16 protein-coding genes are annotated in these 18118 nt (G+C 76.0%); 8 read left to right on the top strand and 8 right to left on the bottom strand.

The window, feature by feature from the left end; translation table 11 throughout:
• Positions 1–651, top strand: a complete 651-nt coding sequence (locus ACTJIY_RS18390) for a hypothetical protein (protein WP_440697251.1) — start codon at positions 1–3, stop codon at positions 649–651.
• Positions 648–1265 carry a type II secretion system F family protein gene (locus ACTJIY_RS18385; RefSeq protein ID WP_440673937.1) on the top strand — a complete coding sequence of 206 codons (618 nt, stop codon included), beginning with the start codon at positions 648–650 and terminating at the stop codon, positions 1263–1265. The genes ACTJIY_RS18390 and ACTJIY_RS18385 overlap by 4 nt, the downstream gene beginning before the upstream one ends.
• 59 nt (positions 1266–1324) lie before the next feature.
• Here ACTJIY_RS18385 and ACTJIY_RS18380 read toward each other — a convergent pair whose 3' ends face one another.
• Positions 1325–1729 carry a hypothetical protein gene (locus ACTJIY_RS18380; protein WP_440673938.1) on the bottom strand — a complete coding sequence of 135 codons (405 nt, stop codon included), beginning with the start codon at positions 1727–1729 and terminating at the stop codon, positions 1325–1327.
• 151 nt (positions 1730–1880) lie between these two features.
• Between ACTJIY_RS18380 and ACTJIY_RS18375 the strand changes: the two genes are divergently transcribed.
• From ACTJIY_RS18375 to ACTJIY_RS18365, 3 genes are read left to right on the top strand one after another with little or no spacing between them, the layout of a single operon-like run.
• Positions 1881–2087 carry a DUF4244 domain-containing protein gene (locus ACTJIY_RS18375; RefSeq protein WP_308202353.1) on the top strand — a complete coding sequence of 69 codons (207 nt, stop codon included), beginning with the start codon at positions 1881–1883 and terminating at the stop codon, positions 2085–2087.
• 3 nt (positions 2088–2090) lie between these two features.
• On the top strand, positions 2091–2558 hold the full coding sequence (locus ACTJIY_RS18370; RefSeq protein ID WP_440673939.1) for a TadE family type IV pilus minor pilin: 468 nt from the start codon (positions 2091–2093) through the stop codon (positions 2556–2558).
• Positions 2555–2950: an Rv3654c family TadE-like protein gene (locus tag ACTJIY_RS18365; RefSeq protein WP_440673940.1), complete on the top strand. Its 396-nt coding sequence runs from the start codon at positions 2555–2557 to the stop codon at positions 2948–2950. The genes ACTJIY_RS18370 and ACTJIY_RS18365 overlap by 4 nt, the downstream gene beginning before the upstream one ends.
• 131 nt (positions 2951–3081) lie before the next feature.
• On the opposite strand, the gene ACTJIY_RS18360 is transcribed toward ACTJIY_RS18365, so the two are convergent.
• The gene (locus ACTJIY_RS18360; RefSeq protein ID WP_440673941.1) at positions 3082–5655 is read right to left on the bottom strand and encodes a DEAD/DEAH box helicase; all 2574 of its coding nucleotides are present in this window, start codon (positions 5653–5655) and stop codon (positions 3082–3084) included.
• 104 nt (positions 5656–5759) lie between these two features.
• On the opposite strand from ACTJIY_RS18360, the gene ACTJIY_RS18355 reads away from it, so the two are divergent.
• Positions 5760–6407 carry an SRPBCC family protein gene (locus ACTJIY_RS18355; RefSeq protein WP_440673942.1) on the top strand — a complete coding sequence of 216 codons (648 nt, stop codon included), beginning with the start codon at positions 5760–5762 and terminating at the stop codon, positions 6405–6407.
• 146 nt (positions 6408–6553) lie between these two features.
• Here ACTJIY_RS18355 and ACTJIY_RS18350 read toward each other — a convergent pair whose 3' ends face one another.
• Complete coding sequence (locus ACTJIY_RS18350; RefSeq protein WP_440673943.1) at positions 6554–7951, bottom strand: M18 family aminopeptidase; 1398 nt, start codon at positions 7949–7951, stop codon at positions 6554–6556.
• Positions 7952–8041: 90 nt separating this feature from the next.
• Between ACTJIY_RS18350 and ACTJIY_RS18345 the strand changes: the two genes are divergently transcribed.
• Entirely contained in the window at positions 8042–8830 is a 789-nt protein-coding gene (locus ACTJIY_RS18345; protein WP_440673944.1) for an alpha/beta fold hydrolase, read from the top strand.
• 20 nt (positions 8831–8850) lie between these two features.
• Here ACTJIY_RS18345 and ACTJIY_RS18340 read toward each other — a convergent pair whose 3' ends face one another.
• On the bottom strand, positions 8851–10272 hold the full coding sequence (locus ACTJIY_RS18340) for a hypothetical protein (protein ID WP_440673945.1): 1422 nt from the start codon (positions 10270–10272) through the stop codon (positions 8851–8853).
• Positions 10269–10832: a sigma-70 family RNA polymerase sigma factor gene (locus tag ACTJIY_RS18335; protein ID WP_440673946.1), complete on the bottom strand. Its 564-nt coding sequence runs from the start codon at positions 10830–10832 to the stop codon at positions 10269–10271. Before ACTJIY_RS18335 ends, ACTJIY_RS18340 begins: the two co-directional genes overlap by 4 nt.
• Positions 10833–11065: 233 nt before the next feature.
• On the opposite strand from ACTJIY_RS18335, the gene ACTJIY_RS18330 reads away from it, so the two are divergent.
• Positions 11066–13381, top strand: a complete 2316-nt coding sequence (locus tag ACTJIY_RS18330) for a sodium-translocating pyrophosphatase (RefSeq protein WP_253055290.1) — start codon at positions 11066–11068, stop codon at positions 13379–13381.
• 84 nt (positions 13382–13465) lie between these two features.
• Here ACTJIY_RS18330 and ACTJIY_RS18325 read toward each other — a convergent pair whose 3' ends face one another.
• The 3 genes from ACTJIY_RS18325 to ACTJIY_RS18315 form a co-directional block, all read right to left on the bottom strand.
• Positions 13466–14812, bottom strand: a complete 1347-nt coding sequence (locus tag ACTJIY_RS18325; RefSeq protein ID WP_440673947.1) for a hypothetical protein — start codon at positions 14810–14812, stop codon at positions 13466–13468.
• A 59-nt stretch (positions 14813–14871) separates the two neighbouring features.
• A complete protein-coding gene (locus ACTJIY_RS18320; protein ID WP_440673948.1) occupies positions 14872–17109 on the bottom strand; it encodes a glycoside hydrolase family 3 N-terminal domain-containing protein in 2238 nt (745 codons plus the stop codon).
• A 128-nt stretch (positions 17110–17237) separates the two neighbouring features.
• Entirely contained in the window at positions 17238–17909 is a 672-nt protein-coding gene (locus ACTJIY_RS18315) for a TetR/AcrR family transcriptional regulator (RefSeq protein ID WP_253055293.1), read from the bottom strand.
• Positions 17910–18118: the final 209 nt, after the last annotated feature.

The following is an 18118-nucleotide window of genomic DNA, read 5'->3' as shown; positions in this document are numbered from 1 at the left end:
GTGACGGGCCTCGTCGGTGCGCTCGTCGGCGCCGCGGTCTGGTGCGCCGTAGCGCGAGGCGGACGCCCGGCCCGCAGCATCGTCGGCCGGTCCTCGCCGCGGACGGGGCGACCGGCGTTCCTGCGGCGCAGGTCCCGGGTGCGGGCCGTGCCGGAGCTCGTGCGCGTCGTCGTGACGCAGGTCGGGTCGCTCCTGCGGTCCGGGGCCGCGCCCGGCGCGGCGTGGGAGCGGGCGCTCGGGGTGCGGGTCGACGCCGCGGGCGTCCCCCGCGCCGTCGACCTCGCGCCGCACGTGGGCGGGCTCCCCACGGCGCGGGCCCTCGTGGCGGCGTGCCGGCTCGCGGTCGAGGTGGGCGCACCGCTGGCCCCGGTGCTCGACGAGGTCGCGGCGTCGGTGGCGGCGGACGCCGAGGCCCGCGCCGAGCGGGACGCCGCGCTCGCCGGGCCGCGGGCGACCGCGCGCGTGCTCCTGTGGCTCCCGGCGGTGGGCGTCCTGCTGGGCTACGTCCTCGGGGCCGACCCGCTCGGCACCGCGACCGACGGCGGCATCGGGTCCGTCGGGGTGCTCCTCGGGCTCGTGCTCCTGCTCGCGGGGCGCACCTGGTCCGGGCGGCTCGTCGAGCGGGCGCGCGCCGCGGGGGAGGACCGGTGACCGCGCTCCTGGTGACGGCGTGGGTCCTGGTGGCGACCGCGCCGTGGTGGGCGGCGCGGGCGGCCGTCGTGCGGCGGGCCGTCGCGGTGTCGCGACGGCCGGAGAGCACCGCAGGCAGCCCCGGCGGGGCGACGGGCGAGGGGGAGCGGGAGGGACGGGGCGGAGGTCGGGGGCGACCGGACGACGGACCCCTCGAGACGGGCGTGCTCCTCGAGCTCCTCGCGGCGGCGGTCCGCTCCGGCGCAGCCGTCCCGCGCGCCCTGGACGTGGTCGGGGCGTGCGTCGGCGGTCGGGAGGGCGCCGCCCTGCGAGCCGCGGGCGCGGCGCTCCTCCTCGGCGCGTCGTGGGACGCCGCCTGGGCGACGGCGCCACCGCAGCTCGAGGTCGTGCGGCGCGCGCTGCGCCCGGCCTGGCTGCACGGCGCGGCCCCCGCGCCCGCGCTGCGCGCCGCGGCGCAGGCGTCGCGCCAGGACCGGACCGCCGCCGCCAAGGCGGCCGCGGCGCGCCTCGCCGTGCACCTCGTCCTCCCGCTCGGCGCGTGCTTCCTCCCGGCGTTCGTGCTCGTCGGGCTCGTGCCCGTCCTCGTCTCGCTGGGGTCGGGCCTGCTGGGTTGACGGTGAGCGTCGACCTCCCCGGTGCACGGGCGGCACTCGGCTACCCGGGTGGCACTCGGCTACCCGTGTGGCGCTCTGCGTGCGACGCGGAGGCCCGTGGCCCCCACGCCCGCGATCCCGACGCCGCCCAGGACGAGAGCGGCCGTCGTGATGCCGGGGAGGACCGCGCGCGACGTCCGCACCTCGCGGCCGTCGGGCAGGTGCCAGGCGCAGTCGACGCGGGCCGGCAGGACTGTGAACCTCCCCACCACGCGGTCGGTGTAGCCGTCGAACCCGGGCGGCGCCTGCTGCTCCAGCAGGCACGCGCTCGACGCGTCGTTCGCGTGCCGGTAGCGCACGACGGCGGTCGGGGCGAGCGCAGCGAGAACCGCGACGACGAGGCACAGGACGCCGCACACGAGGGTGACCAGGCTCTCGGGGTCGAGGCGTGCGGACCGCGCTGCACCCTCCGACGGTCGTGCCACGCCAGGATGCTACGCGCGTGGGCGTCCACAGGCCCGGATCGAGACGGTCCCGTCCACCGTCCGGTGTCAGCGCCGTGCGGGAGCGCGCTCGTGTGCGGCACGGTGGCGCCGCACGCCCGTGACCACGGGCCACGAGAAGGGGGAAGCACCCATGGCAGGACAGGGACGGCGCGCGCTCGCGCGTCTGACGGGACAGAGCGCGGGACAGGACGGCGAGGCCGGTCTCGCGACCGCGGAGTACGCGATCGCGACCGTGGCGGCGGCGGGCTTCGCCGGGTTGCTCATCGTCGTGCTCAAGAGCGGCGAGGTGCGCGAGCTGCTGCTCGGCATCGTGCGCAGCGCGCTGTCGCTGGGCTGAGCCGTGCGACGGGACGCAGGCTCGGGCACCGGTGCGTGGCGCGCGCCCCGGCCGTGGGCGCTCCGCCCGCACGAGGTCGGCCCGCGCGAGGTCGGTTCGCCCGAGGTCGGCCCGTGCAAGGTCCGGTCGCGCGACGACCGGGAGCGTGGTGCGGTCACGGCCGAGCTCGCCGTCGCGCTGCCGGCGGTCGTCCTCGTCCTCGTCGTCGTCCTCACCCTCGCCGCGGCGGCGGGCGCCCAGATGCGCTCCGCCGACGCGGCGAGGGCCGCCGCCCGTGCCGCGGCCATCGGCGAGGACGACGCGACCGTGCGCGCGACGGCGCTCCGGGTGGCGGGGGACGACGCGACCGTCGGCGTGACGCGCGGGGACCCGTGGGTGGAGGTTCGCGTCACGACGCCCGTCGTCGGCGGCTGGCTCTCCGGGTCGCCGCTGCGCGCGAGCGGGGAGGCCGTCGCGTGGGTCGAGCCATGACTCCGGACCGGAGCGTCGGGCGGTACGACGGGGCGCCCGACACGGAGCGCGGCGCGGGCACGGTGCTCGTGCTCGGGATCGTCGCGGCCGTGCTCGTGCTGGCCCTCGGTCTGGCGGCGCTCGCGCACGCCCAGGCCGCCCGCGGAGCGGCGCAGACCGGCGCCGACCTCGCGGCGCTCGCAGCCGCCACGGCCGCTCAGGACGGCTGGGAACCGTGCGACCGCGCCCGTGCGGTGGCGGCCCGCAACGCGGTGTCGGTCACGGCGTGCGCAGACCAGGGCGGCGGCGTCGTGCGGGTGGATGTCACCACGACGGTCGGCGTCACCGTCCTCGGTGTCGCGCTCGGCCGGGCGAGCGCCGCCGCACGCGCAGGCCCGGCGACCGCACGATGACCGCGGTTCGGCCTCGCGCAACCGCAGTTCTCCCTCGCGACCACAGTTCTCCTCGCGCAACCGCGGTTCTACTCCGCGCAACCACGGTTCTCCCTCGCGGCACCCAGGTTCTCTCCCGTGGGGCCCCGGTCCTAGCTCTTGCGGCCGGGCTCCTCGCTCGTGGAGGCGGGGCCGTCGCTCGTGCGGTCGAGATCCTCGCCCGCCGGGGCGTGGGCGAGGACGGCGTCGAGCAGGCGGACGGCGGCGGCCTTCTCGAGCGGGGCGTTGTACGACCCGCACTTCGGCGACTGCACGCACGCCGGGCAGCCGTCGTGGCAGGGGCAGCGCGCGATGGCGTCGCGCGTCGCGCGGAGCCAGGTCGCGCCGAGCTCGAACCCGCGCTCGGCGAAGCCGGCCCCGCCGGGGTAGGCGTCGTGCACGAACACGGTCGCCTCGCCGGTGTCGGCGTGCAGCGCGGTGGAGACGCCGCCGAGGTCCCAGCGGTCGCACGTGGCGAGGAGCGGGAGCAGGCCGATCGACGCGTGCTCGGCGGCGTGCAGCGCGCCGGGCAGCTCGTCGGCGTCGACCTCCGCCTCCTCGATCACCGACTGCGGTACGGTCCACCACACGGCCATCGTGGGGAGCGTGCGCTCGGGGAGGTTCAGGGTCTCGGTGCCGAGCACCTGCATGTCCGGGAGGCGCCGGCGCTGGAAGCTCACGACCTGCGAGCACACGTCGACCGGGCCGTACCCCCAGCCGACGGGCCCCCAGCTCCGCTCGACGACCTCCCGCCCGGCGGCGACGTCCCCGTCCGCGGGCTCGTCGACGATCGTGATGGACGTCGCCGACCGCGACCACGTCCCGTGGTCGACGTCCTGGCGGCGCACGAGCGCGACGTGGTCGGCCAGGTCGAGGTGCTCCACGACGTAGGTGCGGCCCTGGTGGACGTACACCGCGCCGTCGTGCACGGACCCGTCCGCGGACGCGGCGTCGACCGTGCCGAGCAGCCGGCCGGTGCGCGCCTCGGCGACCCGCACGGGCGTGCCGCCCGAGCCGCGCAGGTCCGTCATACCGGACGCGGGCTGCGCGTGCGTCCAGTACCACCCGGACGCGCGACGGCGCAGCGCGCCGCGGGCGACGAGCACGTCGAGGAGACCGCGCACGGCGTCGGGGTCGCCGAAGGCCGCGAGGTCCTCGGAGCGCAGCGGGTTCTCGGCCGCTGCCGCACACAGGTGGGGCGCGAGGACGTACGGGTTGGCGGGGTCGAACACGGTCGCCTCGAGCGGGGCGTCGAACACGGCCTCGGGGTGGTGCACGAGGAACGTGTCGAGCGGGTCCTCCCGTGCGACGAACGCGACGAGGCCGTCCGCGCCCGCGCGCCCGGCGCGGCCCGCCTGCTGCCACACGGACATGCGGGTGCCCGGCCAGCCCGCGATGAGGACGGCGTCGAGGCCGGAGATGTCGACGCCGAGCTCGAGCGCGTTGGTCGTCGCGAGGCCCAGGACGTCGCCCGTGCGCACGGCGTCCTCGAGCTCGCGCCGCTCCTCGGGCAGGTACCCGCCCCGGTAGGCGGCGACGCGCCGCACGAGCCGCGGGTCGACGACGCGCACGCTGTCCTGCGTCTGGACCGCGACCGACTCCGCCCCGCGGCGCGAGCGCGTGAACGCGAGCGTGCGCGCGCCCGCGATGACGAGGTCCGCGAGCAGGTCCGCGACCTCGGCCGTCGCGCTGCGCCGCGGGTGCTCGGCTGCGGCGTCCACGGCCGTCGGGACCGTCGGGTCGTCGTCGTGCCCCTCGGCGGGACCGGCGTCGGTGGCCGCGTCGAAGCCCACGACGACGGGCGGCTCCCACAGCGCGAACGTCTTGCGCCCCGCGGGCGACGTGTCCTGCGCGACCGTCACGACGTCGTCGGGCTCGACGCCCACGAGGCGTGCGGCGCTCGTCGCAGGGTCGGCGGTCGTGGCCGACGCGACGACGAACGTCAGCGGCCGGTCACCCTCGCGCGCGTAGTGCGCGGCGAGGCGCCGCAGCCGCCGCAGGACGAGCGAGACGTGGGCGCCGAACACCCCGCGGTAGGCGTGGCCCTCGTCCACGACGACGTACCGGAGGTCACGCAGGAGCCGGGACCAGCCGCGATGGTTCGGCAGGAGCGCGAAGTGCAGGAAGTCCGGGTTGGTGAGCACGACGTCGGCGTGCTCGCGGACCCAGCGCCGCTCGTCCTGCCCGGTGTCGCCGTCGCACGTCGCGACCCGCACGTCGCGCGTCCCGGCCGCGTCGAGCAGCCGCTGGAGCCCCGAGAGCTGGTCGGCGGCGAGCGCCTTGGTGGGCGAGAGGTAGAGCACGGCGCCGCGTCGGGCGACCGACTCGATGCGGCCGGGGTCGAGGAGGCGCGCGGCGGCGTCGGCCCGGACCGAGGAGAGGGCGGGGAGCCAGAACGCGAGCGACTTGCCGGAGCCCGTCGAGGTGGCGAGCGCGACGTGCCGGCCCGACCACGCGGCGTCGGCCGCCGCGACCTGGTGCTCCCACGGGCGGTCGACGCCGAGCGCGCGGTAGCCCGCGACGAGCGACGCGTCGGCCCACGCCGGCCACTCGGCCTGGGTGCCGGCCCGCGCGGGCAGCTCGCGCACGTGCAGCAGCCGTTCGTCGCGTCGCCCGCCCGCGCGCAGCACGTCGAGCAGGGCCGCGCTCGTCGGTCGCAGGGAGGTGGGGGAGGGGGCGTGCGGCACGCCTCCGAGTCTCCCACCTCCGGCCCATCCTTCGGCCCGACGGCGGCCGTGCGCGGGACCTCCGGCCCTCGCGCGGCGCGCACCGCGCGGCCGAGGATCGACCCATGGGAGCGGTGCGCGGGGTCCGGGTCGTGGCGACGACGGCGCTGGCCGTCGGGGCGCTCCTGCTCACCCGGCGCATGACCCAGACGTGGGGCACGTGGGAGGGCGAGCACGAGTGCGTGCTCCCGGGCGACGACCTCGTGCCCGACGCGCGTGCCGTCGTCGCGACGCGGGCGGTCACGGTCGACGCTCCGCCGGCGCAGGTCTGGCCGTGGCTCGTGCAGTTCGGCCAGGGCCGCGGGGGCTTCTACTCCTACGACGCGCTCGAGAACCTCGTGGGGCTGGGCATCCGGAGCGCGGACGCGATCGAGGAGCGCTGGCAGGGGCTGGCGGTCGGCGACGACGTCCACCTCGCCGACGAGGTCGCCCTGCGCGTCGCGCTCCTGGAGCCGGGCTCGCACCTCGTGCTGCTCGGCGCCCCCGGGCCGGGACAGCCGGACACGATGCCGTTCCGGTTCTCGTGGGCGTTCGTCGTCCGCCCGCTCCCGCCGGCGGTGGACGGCACACCGAGGTCGCGCCTGCTGGTCCGCGAGCGCTACCTCCCGCTCGGCACCGCAGGCCGGGCCACGGTCGAGGCGCTCCAGCCGGTGAGCTTCCTCATGACGCAGAAGATGCTGCGCGGCATCCGCGCCCGCGCCGGCCGCGGCTGACGCGGAACGAGCCACTCGCCGCCCCCGCCCCCGCTACCGCTAGGACTGCCGACCAGGACGATCGTGGCCGCCCGAACAGGTGGTCCTGGTCCGTCCGACGCGCAGGACGAGCCAGGACCACCCGTTCGGCGGCTGGGGGAGGGACGTCAGCCGCGGAAGATCTCCGTCACCGCGCGGGAGAGGTACCACGGGTCGACGACCGCCGTCAGCTCGCGTGCGGAGTGCATCGAGAGGATGGGGACGCCGACGTCGACCGTGCGGATGCCGAGGCGGGTCGCCGTGAGCGGGCCGATCGTCGAGCCGCACGGCACGGTGTTCTTGGACACGAACTCCTGGCTCGGCACGCCCGCCCGTGCGCAGGCCCGCGCCCAGGCCGCCGCGCCGTGCGCGTCGGTCGTGTAGCGCTGGTTCGCGTTGATCTTGAGGATCGGCCCGCCGCCCGCGAGCGGTCGGTTCGCGGGGTCGTGGCGCTCCGGGTAGTTGGGGTGCACCGAGTGCCCGACGTCGCTCGACACGCACAGCGAGGCGGCGAGCTGGCGGTGCCGCTCCTCGGGCGTCGCGCCGAGGCCGGTCGCGATCCGGTCGAGCACGTCCGCGAGGAACGGGCCCGACGCGCCGGAGCGTGACTCGGAGCCGATCTCCTCGTGGTCGAACGCCGCGAGCACGGGGATCACGTCCCCCTCGACGGGGGCGTCCGGCGTCCCGGCGACCTCGAGCAGCGCGACGAGCCCGGCGTGCACGGAGAGCAGGTTATCGAGACGGCCCGACGCGAGGAACGCGCCGTGCGCGCCGAACACGCGTGGCGCCTGCGTGTCCGCGACGACGACGTCGTAGCCCGCGACCTCGCTCGCCCGGACGCCCGCGTGGTGCGCGAGCTCGGCGACGACGTCCCCGCCGCCCGGCCCGGCACCCGCGCCCACCGCGTCCGACCCCGCCGGGCCGGCCGCCGACGCCAGCCCCCACACCGGCTGCGTGTGCTGCTGCTTGTCGAGCGCGAGCCCGTCGTTCGCGGCGCGGTCGAGGTGGATCGCGAGCTGCGGGATGCGCAGCAGCGGCCCCGTGCGCACGAGGTGCTCCACGCCGTCGGACGTCACCAGGCGCCCGGCGAGCTCCAGCTCGCGGTCGAGCCACGAGTTGAGCAGCGGCCCGCCGTAGATCTCGACGCCCGCCTGCCACCAGCCCTCGCGCACGACGCCGGGCCGCGGCTTGAGCTTGAAGCCGGGAGAGTCGGTGTGGGCGCCGAGGATCGCGAACGGCGTCGTCGCGGTCGCGCCCGCGGGGACCGCCCAGGCGATCACCGCACCGTCCCGCACGACGACGTACCGCCCGCCCGCGCGCCCGTCGCCCTCGCTGCCGGTCGCGGGCGGCCACGCCGCCGTCTCGTCGAGCCGCTCGAAGCCGGCGGCCTCCAGGCGGCGCGCGACCTCGTGGGCCGCGTGGTACGACGACGGGGACGCCTCGACGAACGTCGCCAGGTCGTGCGCGTGCGCGAGCGCGCGCTCGTGCAGGGTCGGGTCGGTCACGGGGGTGCTGGGCGTGGACACAGGCTCCACCCTACGCACGCCCAGGAGCGCTCCGTAGGGTGGTCGGGCTGCGGGGGTGCCGCGGCGCCGCCCGAGGAGAGGGGAGTCCGCATGACCTGGATCGTCCTGCCGGGGCTGGCCCTGGCCCCCGAGGACTTCGCCCCGCTCGCGGACGGGCTCGCCGTCGCGGGCGCCGACGACGTCCGCGTCCTCGACGCGTGGCGCACGCCCGTCACCGGCCCGGTCGACGCCGTGCGGGCGGCCCTGGGCATCGACGGCTCCGGGCCGGTGGACCTCGTCGGGCACTCCGTCGGCGGGCTCACCGCGGTCGAGTGGGCGCTGCTCCACCCGGACGAGGTCCGCCGTCTCGTGCTGCTCGACCCGACGAGCCCCTGGGAGGCCCACCTCCCGGCCCTGCACACCGAGCGGGTCTCGGCCCGTGCCGGCACCGCGGCGGTGGACGTGCTCGCGACCGGTCTGGCCGTGACGGGCCCGGCGCTGCGCCGCGCGGGCGTCCGCGTGGTCGCGCGCAGACCGGACCGCCTCCGGCCCGACGTCGCACGCGCTCGCTACGGGTCGCGCGAGGCGTGGACGACGCTCGCCCACCAGTGGTTCGCGAGCTGGGAGCAGGCACCGCGGGTGCGCGCCCTGCTCGACGACGGTCGCGGACTCCCGCCGACGGCCGAGCCCGTGCTCGTGACCGGGCTCCGGGCGAGCGCGCGCTTCCTCCGCGAGCAGCGCGAGCTGTCCGACCGGCTCGCCGTCCCGCGCGTCGGGCTCGCGGGCGAGGGGCACCTGTTCCCGCTCACCCGGCCCGACGTCGTCGCCCGCCTCGCGGCGGGCGCTCACCGCACGGAGCGGCGGACGCCGGGCGCGCCGCACGGGCACGCCCGGCCCTGACCGGCCCGGATCGGCACGGGTCAGGTGATCGTCAGCCGGACCGGTGCCGAGACGAGCCAGCCCTTGTAGAGGCTGCCGCCCGCGGTCTCGGCGCCCCACGACCCGTCGACCTGCTGCAGGGCGTACCGCGTGATCATCCACGGGTGCACGACCTGCACCGTGTACTCGCCGGGCGGCAGCGACGTGTCCGAGGGCAGCCCCCACTCGCACGCCACCGCGGTGGTGACGACGTGGTCGAGCGGCTCGGTCGCGCCCGGCTCGAGGCCGGCGTACGCCTCGGAGTCGGTGGCCGGCACGGTCGAGCTGACGATCACCCCGTCCTGGGCGACGACGTACGCCCGGAGCCAGCGGAAGTCGACCGTCTCGGTGCGCGCCGTGGGGAGCCCGGCGAGCCGGGCGGCGAGGGTGACCTCGGTCCCGCCCGCCACCGAGAGGGCCCCGGGGGTCTCGAGCCGTGCGAGGAGCTCGTCGCCGGTCGGGGCGGGCGCGGGCATGCCGCACTGGAGGTCCTCGTACGACGGCGCTCCAGGGAACGTCGTCGTCGGTCCTGTGAAGGCCCCGGGCACCGGGTCCGGGGTCTGCGAGGACGCGGACGGTCCCGCGTCGGGGTCGGCCGAGACCGTGAACGGCACCGACGGCGTCACGAGCCAGCCGTCGAAGAGCGGCTCGCTCGACCCGTCGGCGGCGGTCACGGGCTCGCCCCAGGCGCCGTCGCGCTCCAGCGCGTACGACGACACGACCCAGGGGACGACGACCGCGAGCTCGTAGTCGCCCGGCGGCAGCGAGGGCGAGTGCTCGGTGTCACCGTCGGGGTCGCACGAGGCGAACGAGTCGACCGAGGTGGCGAGGTCGAGCACGTCGCCCTCGGCGAGGTCGACGGGCGTCGCGCCGTCGAGGTTCGTGGGCGTCAGGGACGACACGACGAGGCCGTCCTGCACGACGACGTACCCGGTGAGCCCGGCCGGGTCCAGGACGCTCACGCGCGCGGCCGCGTCGACGGACACGCGCCCCGTGACCTCGACGAGGTCGGAGGACGCCACGGTGACGGCGGCCGGGTCGACCGACGCCGTCGCCAGCACGTCGGTGCTCGTCGCCGTGGGTGCGGGCGCGCCGCACCGGAGAGCGTCGGTCGTGACGGGAGAGGGGAACGCGGCCCGGTACGTGGGTGCCGGGCTCGGCGTGGGCTCGGGGGTCGGGGCGGGAGCGGGCAGGACGGGGCGCGGGTCCTCGGCGAGCAGGGCGTTCGCGCCGACGCCCGCGGCGGCGACGGCGAGCACGGTGGCCGCGCCGACCAGGACGGCACGGCGACGGCGGACGTGGCGCACGCCGTCGCGGACGAGACCGGCGGACGTCGCGTCGTCGGTCTGGGGGACCACCTCGTCGGCGACCGACCGCAGCACGACGTCGAGGTCGACGGGGCCGGGGTTCGTGGGGCGGTTCATCGCGCACCTCCAGGGGCGGACGGGGCGCTCCCGCGGACGGGAGCCGTGACGGGCAGGTCGTCGTCGGCGACGCGCAGCGGGCCGAGCCGCGCCGCGAGCTTCGCGTTCGCGTCGCTCAGGTACCGCTTGACGGCGCCCTCGCTCAGCGCGAGCCGTTCGGCGACGTCCCGGACGGTGAGGTCGGAGAAGTAGCGCAGGACGACGCACGCGCGCTCGCGGGGCGCGAGCGCGCCGAGCGCCTCGACGACGTCGACCCGCGCCTGGACGACGGGCTCGACGCGGTCGGTGGGGACGGGCGGGGCGAGCAGGTGGCGCACGCCGTCCCAGCGGCGCCGCCGTCGGGTGCCGTCGAGGAACCCGCTGAGGACCGCGCGTCGCACGTAGCTCTCGGCGAGCGCGAAGTCGGTCGCCCCGCGGCCCCGCCGGAACGTCCGGAACAGGGCGTCCTGCACGAGGTCCTCCGCATCCGTGACGTCTCCCGTGAGGAGATAGGCGTAGCCCACGAGGGCACGACGCCGTGTGCGGACGATCTCGTCCAGCACCTCTTCCCATCGCGCCATCGCGACCGCCTCCCCCGCTCCTGGAACCACTCTTGCCCTTCTCAACGACGGGGTCGAGGGTTTCGTTGGGGTGGCGGAGCTCGCGGTTCGGGGCGGCTCACGACCGGTCGGTGCGCCGTGTTTGTGACGTCCTGCACGAGTGGTCGTGACGTGCGCCACACGTGCGTAGACTCACCCCCATCGCTCCGGCAGGGGACCGGCGCGACGGTCGCGCGGTTCGTCAAGGAGGACGGATGCTCACGCTCGGTTCGGAAAGTCTCACCATCGTCACCGTCATCGCGGTGATCGCGCTCGTCGCGCTGGTCTTCGCGTTCGTCCTGCGCAGACAGGTCCTCGCCGCGAACGAGGGCACGGCGAAGATGCAGGACATCGCCCAGGCCGTGCAGGAGGGCGCCGGGGCCTACCTGAGCCGCCAGTTCCGCACGCTCGCGCTGTTCGCGGTGATCGTGTTCGGCCTGCTGTTCCTCCTGCCGGGCGACGGCGGCATCCGCGTGGGGCGCTCGGTCGCGTTCCTCGTCGGCGCCGGGTTCTCGGCGGCGATCGGCTACCTCGGCATGTGGCTCGCGGTGCGCGCGAACGTGCGCGTCGCGTCGGCCGCGACCCGGCCGGGCGGACGCACCGAGGGCGCGCGCATCGCGTTCCGGACGGGCGGCGTCGTCGGCATGTCGGTGGTCGGCCTCGGCCTGCTCGGCGCCGCGGGGGTCGTGCTCGTCTACAAGGGCGACGCCCCGGCCGTGCTCGAGGGCTTCGGCTTCGGCGCCGCGCTGCTCGCGATGTTCATGCGCGTGGGCGGCGGCATCTTCACCAAGGCGGCCGACGTCGGCGCGGACCTGGTCGGCAAGGTCGAGCAGGGCATCCCCGAGGACGACCCGCGCAACGCCGCGACGATCGCGGACAACGTGGGCGACAACGTGGGCGACTGCGCCGGCATGGCCGCCGACCTCTTCGAGTCGTACGCCGTGACGCTCGTCGCGGCGCTCATCCTGGGCAAGGCCGCGATGGGCGAGGAGGGCCTCGTCTTCCCGCTCGTGGTCACCGCGATCGGCGCGCTCGTCGCCGTGCTCGGCGTGTTCATCACGCGCGTGCGCGGCCAGGAGAACGGCCTCAAGGCCATCTACCGCGGGTTCTACCTCTCGGCGCTCATCGGCGCGGTGCTCGCCGCCGTCGCCGCGTTCGTCTACCTGCCCTCGTCGTTCTCGGCGCTCGACGGCACCGCGGACCTCGGCGACCTCTCGGGCCTCGCGGCCGACCCGCGCGTCGTCGCGAGCCTCGCGGTCGTCATCGGCATCGTCCTCGCGGGCATCATCCTGTGGATCACGGGCTACTTCACCGGCACGACGTCCAAGCCGACCCTGCACGTGGCCGCCACCTCCCGCACGGGCGCGGCGACGGTCGTCCTGTCCGGCATCGGCGTCGGGTTCGAGTCCGCGGTGTACACGGCGGGCGTGATCGCCGCGGCGATCTGCGGCCTGTTCCTCCTCGCGGGCGGCTCGGTCTGGCTCGCGCTGTTCCTCGTCGCGCTCGCCGGGTGCGGGCTGCTCACCACGGTCGGCGTCATCGTCGCGATGGACACGTTCGGCCCGGTCTCGGACAACGCGCAGGGCATCTACGAGATGTCGGTCGGCGAGTCGGGCGATGGCGACCCGGAGGCCGCGCAGATCCTCACGGACCTCGACGCGGTCGGGAACACGACGAAGGCCATCACCAAGGGCATCGCCATCACGACGGCGGTGCTCGCGGCGACCGCTCTGTTCGGGTCGTACGCCGACGCCGTGAGCCACGCGATGGCGGACGTCCAGACGGTCGGGAGCGGCCTCGTCACGGCGATGCTCGACTACGAGATCATCTCGCCGATCACGCTCGTGGGCGTGATCCTCGGCGCCGCGACGGTCTTCCTCTTCTCCGGTCTCGCGATCGACGCCGTGACGCGGGCCGCCGGGGCGATCGTCTTCGAGGTGCGCCGCCAGTTCCGCGAGCACCCCGGGATCATGACGTTCCAGGAGCGCCCGGAGTACGGCAAGGTCGTGGACATCTGCACGCGCGACTCGCTGCGCGAGCTCGCGACGCCAGGCCTGCTCGCCGCGTTCGCGCCCATCGCGGTCGGGTTCGGCCTGGGCGTCGGCCCGCTCGCCGGCTTCCTCGCCGGGGCGATCGGCGCGGGCGTCCTCATGGCGGTGTTCCTCGCCAACTCGGGCGGGGCGTGGGACAACGCGAAGAAGATCGTCGAGGACGGCGCCTACGGGGGCAAGGGCTCCGAGGCGCACGCCGCGACCGTCATCGGCGACACCGTCGGCGACCCGTTCAAGGACACGGCCGGCCCGGCGATCAACCCGCTCATCAAGGTCATGAACCTCGTGTCGGTGCTCATCGCCCCCGCGGTGGTGCTCATGAGCGTGCCTGCGGACGCGAACCACGCGCTGCGCATCGGCATCGCCGTGGTCGCGGCGGCGATCGCCTTCGGCGCGGTGATCATGTCCCGCCTGCGCGCGGCGCGGGTCGACCGCGAGGACTCGTCGGTCGAGCCGGAGCGGGTCGCGACCGGCGCCTGACCGGTCGCGGACCAGCGCACGAGGACGCCCGGGCCCGCGCGGCCCGGGCGTCCTGCCGCGCGGAGCCTCTCGCGTGCCCTCGGCCTACGGCCAGGCCTCCCGCCAGGCGTCGTAGAACACGTCGTCGTCGATCCGGGTCGGGTACGTGATCTCCCCGGGCACCGGGTCAGGCCCGGCGGTGAGCTCGACCGCGAAGTCGCCCCCCGCCGTGACCTGGACGGGCGTCCCCGCGGGAACCCGCACGGCGAGCTCGCGCGCGAGCGCCGCCACGTCCTCCTCGGTGAGCGGGGCGTGCTCGCCGAACTCGGCGCTCACCCGGTCGATCGCGGCGAGGCGAGCCAGCGCCGGGACCGCGGCGCCGACGTCCCGCACGTCGGCTGCGGTGAGCGGGCCCGGCGTACGACCGGCCACGACGGTGCGGAAGACCCACGGGCCCGGTTCGCCCGGGCCGGGGACGTCGTCGTTGGCGGCGAGCACCGACCCCAGGACCGCCGCGTCGGGGTCGTCGGCGAGCTCGTCGGCGAGCGCGACGGCAACCTCGACGTCGTCCACGCGGACCTCGAGCCCGTCCTGCGTGACCGTGACCGCGGTGACGTCGGGGCGTGCACCGAGCCGGACCGCGAGGTCGAGCGCCTCCGGCGAGGCGTCGGCGTCGGTGCCCTCGAAGGTCACGTCTCCACCCTGGACGACGAGCGCGCCGGCGATCTCGGGGGCGGTGGACCGGGCGAGGGCCTGCGCGTCGGCGACGCGGGCCGGGTCGACCACGCGCAGCTCGAGGCGCGGGTCCGGGGAGGTCACGAGCCGGGCCTCGGTGACGCCGTACTCGTCGTCGACGGCGCGGAGCGCGTCCAGCGCCGCGCTCGGGTCGTCCCCCGAGGCGACCTCGGCGACGAACGGTCCGGCGGTGACCACGACGTCGGTGCCCTCGAGCGGCTGCAGCTCGTCCCCGGGGAGGGCGAGGTCCGCGACGAGACGGGCGAACCGCTCGGGGTCGTCCAGGTCGACGCTCACCTCGCTCGTGCCGAGCTCGCCGCCGACGACGGCCGGGTCGTCACGGAGCGCGTTCCACGTGTCGAGGACGGCGTCGTTGCGCTCGCGGTCGGGACGGGCGCCGAGCGTCAGGTGCTCGACCTCGAGCGACCCGTCGACGCCGTCGTGCGCGTCGACGTACGCACCGAGCTCGTGGAACAGCTCGGCCACGCGCTCCGCGGACGTGCGGGGCTCGACGACGAGGGTCCCGTGCGCGGAGCCCGCGAAGGGCAGGTCGTTCGACGCGTCGGTCTCGACCTCGGCCACGTCGGGCGTGCCGCGCCAGTCGTCCTCGAAGCGCTGGGCCTTCGCCGACCCCGCGTTCAGCGCGCACGCCGAGGTGAGGCCGACGACGAGGACGGCGGCGCACGACGTGGCGAGGGTGCGCGGGGCGACGGTCACGGTCGCCGATCGTAGCGGGGGCAGGGCCGGGGCCCAGGCGCCCCGGACGCGGCCTGCCCTCAGCCCTTGACGGTGAACGGCGCGCGCAGCAGCGCGTCGTCGCGGGACGACGGGCCGACGCGGAGCTCGAACTCGCCCGGCTCGACGACCCGGCGGCCCTGGGCGTCGACGAGCGTGCAGTCCGCGACGGGCACCTCGAGGTCGACCGTCACCTGCTCGCCGGGCGCGAGCGCGACCTTGCGGTACGCCTTGAGCTCCTTCTCGGCCCACGTCACCGACGTGACCGTGTCGCTCACGTAGACCTGCACGGTCTCGCGGACGGGCCGTGCGCCGGTGTTGGTCAGCGTGACCTGGGCGCGGACGACGTCGTCGGGGCCGTGCACGGAGCCCAGGACGCGCAGGTCCGCGTAGTCGACCGTCGTGTAGCTCAGGCCCTCCCCGAAGGCGAACGCGGGGCGCTGCGTGAGGTCGGCGTACCGGTCGCCGTGCTGGCCGCGCACCACGTTGTAGTAGGTGGGCTGCTGGCCGGCGTGGCGCGCGAAGGAGATCGGGAGCCGCCCCTCGGGCTCGATCTGCCCGAGCACGAGCTCGGCCACCGCCTGCCCGCCGCGCATGCCGGGGTTCGCGGCCCAGACGATCGCGGCCGCAGCGTGGGCGGACGGCGGGAGGACGAGCGGCTTGGACGCGACGACGACGACCACGACGGGTGTGCCCGTCTCGACGAGCGCGTCGAGCAGCGCGACCTGGCCGCCGACGAGCTCGAGCGTCGCGGTCGACTTGCCCTCGCCGACGAGCTCGATCCGGTCGCCGACGACGGCGACGACGAGGTCCGCGTCGCGCGCCACGGCCACGGCCTCGGCGATCAGCGCGTCGTCGGGCTCGGCCGGCACGACGACCTGCGGGCGCGGCTGCCCGTCGGGGAACAGCTCGCCCTCCGGGTCGGGCTCGAGCGTGAGGATGTCGGCACCGCGCGCGTGCGTGACCGTCCAGCCCTCGGGGACGTGCGCGCGGAAGCCGTCGAGGACGGTCGTCGTCATCTCGCGCGGATGCCCGTCGGGCAGCCAGTCGGCCTGCCCCGACGCTCCGGCCCAGTCCCCGAGCTGCGTGTGGTCGTCGTCCGCGTTCGGCCCGACGACGGCGACCGTGCGCCCGCCCGTGAAGGGGAGCGTGCCGTCGTTCGTCAGCAGGACGAGCGAGCGGCGCGCGACCTCGAGGTTGACGGCCGTGTGCTCCGCCGAGGCGATGACGGCCTCCTGGCGCGCGACGTCGGGGCGTCGCGGGTCCTCGAACAGGCCGAGCCGGAACTTCAGCGTGAGGATGCGGCGGACCGCCGCGTCGATCGCCGACTCCTCGACGAGCCCGCGCTCGACCGCCTCCAGCGCGCCCTCGAAGAACCTCGGCGTCGTCATGACCATGTCGTTGCCCGCGCGGACGGCGGCGGCGGAGGCGTGCACGTAGTCGGGCTGGATGTGCTGCTCCCAGACCATGCGGCCGACGTTGTCCCAGTCGGTGACGAGCGTCCCGGTGTAGCCCCACTCTCCGCGCAGGACGTCGTCGAGCAACCAGCCGTTGACGGTGACCGGCACGCCGTCCATGGACTGGTAGCCGAGCATGAAGGTCGCGCAGCCCTCGCGGGCGACGCGCTCGAACGGGGGCAGGAACCAGGACCGGAGCTTGCGCGGCGAGATGTCGGCCTCGCTCGCGTCGCGGCCGCCCTGCGTCTCGGAGTAGCCGGCGAAGTGCTTGGCGGTCGCGAGGACCCCGGTCGGGTCCGCGAGACCCTCGCCCTGGTACCCGCGCACCATCGCCGACGCGAGCTCGCCGATGAGGTACGGGTCCTCGCCGAAGGTCTCGTCGACGCGGCCCCAGCGCAGGTCGCGCGCGATGCACAGCACCGGCGAGAACGTCCAGTGGATGCCGGTCGCGGCGACCTCGACGGCCGTGGCGCGGGCGACCTGCTCGACGAGGTCGGGGTCCCACGTGGCCGCCATGCCGAGCTGCGTGGGGAAGATCGTCGCGCCGACCCAGAAGGAGTGGCCGTGGATGCAGTCCTCGGCGACGAGCAGGGGGATGCCGAGCCGGGTCTGCCCGGTGAGCGCGTGGGCCTCGAGCACGTTCTGCGGGGACGTGTGCAGCAGCGACCCCGCGTGCTTGTCCAGGACCGCCGGGCCGACGCCGTCGCGCGCGTCGAGCTGCAGCATCTGCCCGACCTTCTCGGGGAGCGTCATCCGCGCCAGGAGGTCCTCGACGCGGTCGGCCACGGGCAGCGCAGGATCGAGGTAGGGGAGGGTGCTCACGGACGGTCCTTCCACGGCGACGGCGACGGTTCCCGGGTGCGCGTCGAGCGGTCACCGCTCACGCTCGGGAGCCCGGGCGCGGCCACTCTACCGGTAAAACTGAATAACCGGTAAGTAAGTTTGGGTGCTCAGTGCCAGTGGTCCAGGAAGCGCGCGACCGTCTCCGTCGCGTGGTCCAGCACGCGCCCGTCCTCCGCCGCCGCCGCGGACAGCAGCGCCGCGTCGACGACGTGCGCCACCAGGTCGACGTCCGACACGTGCGCGTGCCCCGACGCGTCCAGCACGGTCTGCGCCGCGGCGAGCAGGCGCGGCCGCGACGCGCGCATGATCGGCCGGAGCGCCGGGTCGCGCATCGCCGTCAGCATCGGGTCCAGCCGCACGTCGACCACCGTGTCGTCCACGTGCGGGGCGTACAGCGTCTCGATCAGCTCGCGCGCGGTCGCCGCGCTCGAACGACGCTCCCGCGACAGCGCGTCCGCCCGGTCCTGCGCCGCCGTCGCGCGCACGTCCTCCGCGGCCTCGACCGCCGTCGAGACCAGCGACGCGCTCGTCGGGAAGTAGTACGACGCCGAGCCCTGCGGCACGCCCGCCGCGCGCGCCACCCGGCGGTGGGTCACGGCGCCGAAGCCCTCCTCGATGAGCAGGTGCGCCGCCGCCTCCACCATCGCGCGCTGTCGTTGCGCGCTGCGCCCCTGCACCGTGGCGCGCGCCCCGTGCGCCGGGTCGTGGACCGTCCCGGCCCCCGCGTTCCCCCCGTCGTGCCGCGCCGCCCGGTCGATGGTGCCCGCTCCGTCGTCCACGCTGCCATCGTAGTGAGGCCGACACCGCGCGCCCGGAGACCCGGTACGCCGAGGTAGAGCCCTGGTAGCGCGAGGTAGAGCCGTGGTTGGCCGAGGTAGAGCCGTGGTTTTTGTGTTCGACGGCGTGTGGTCGGGTGGGGTGGGCGGGGTGGGTGGTGGTGCCGCGTCTACCATCCGCCGCTCGTTCCTCGCGGCTCCCGCCAGGCCCG

Origin of the sequence: Cellulosimicrobium sp. 22598, from assembly GCF_052044445.1 — a bacterium.
GTDB lineage: Bacteria > Actinomycetota > Actinomycetes > Actinomycetales > Cellulomonadaceae > Cellulosimicrobium > Cellulosimicrobium cellulans_G.
Note: the sequence above shows the minus strand (reverse complement) of the source record. Positions and strands in the feature narration are given on the sequence as shown.

Excerpts from the sequence above, each read along its gene's own strand:
- ACTJIY_RS18375 (WP_308202353.1), top strand. The coding sequence starts at position 1,881 with ATGGCAGGACAGGGACGGCGCGCGCTCGCGCGTCTGACGGGACAGAGC.
- ACTJIY_RS18365 (WP_440673940.1), top strand. The coding sequence starts at position 2,555 with ATGACTCCGGACCGGAGCGTCGGGCGGTACGACGGGGCGCCCGACACG.
- ACTJIY_RS18355 (WP_440673942.1), top strand. The coding sequence starts at position 5,760 with ATGGGAGCGGTGCGCGGGGTCCGGGTCGTGGCGACGACGGCGCTGGCC.
- ACTJIY_RS18345 (WP_440673944.1), top strand. The coding sequence starts at position 8,042 with ATGACCTGGATCGTCCTGCCGGGGCTGGCCCTGGCCCCCGAGGACTTC.
- ACTJIY_RS18340 (WP_440673945.1), bottom strand. The coding sequence starts at position 10,272 with ATGAACCGCCCCACGAACCCCGGCCCCGTCGACCTCGACGTCGTGCTG.
- ACTJIY_RS18335 (WP_440673946.1), bottom strand. The coding sequence starts at position 10,832 with ATGGCGCGATGGGAAGAGGTGCTGGACGAGATCGTCCGCACACGGCGT.
- ACTJIY_RS18330 (WP_253055290.1), top strand. The coding sequence starts at position 11,066 with ATGCTCACGCTCGGTTCGGAAAGTCTCACCATCGTCACCGTCATCGCG.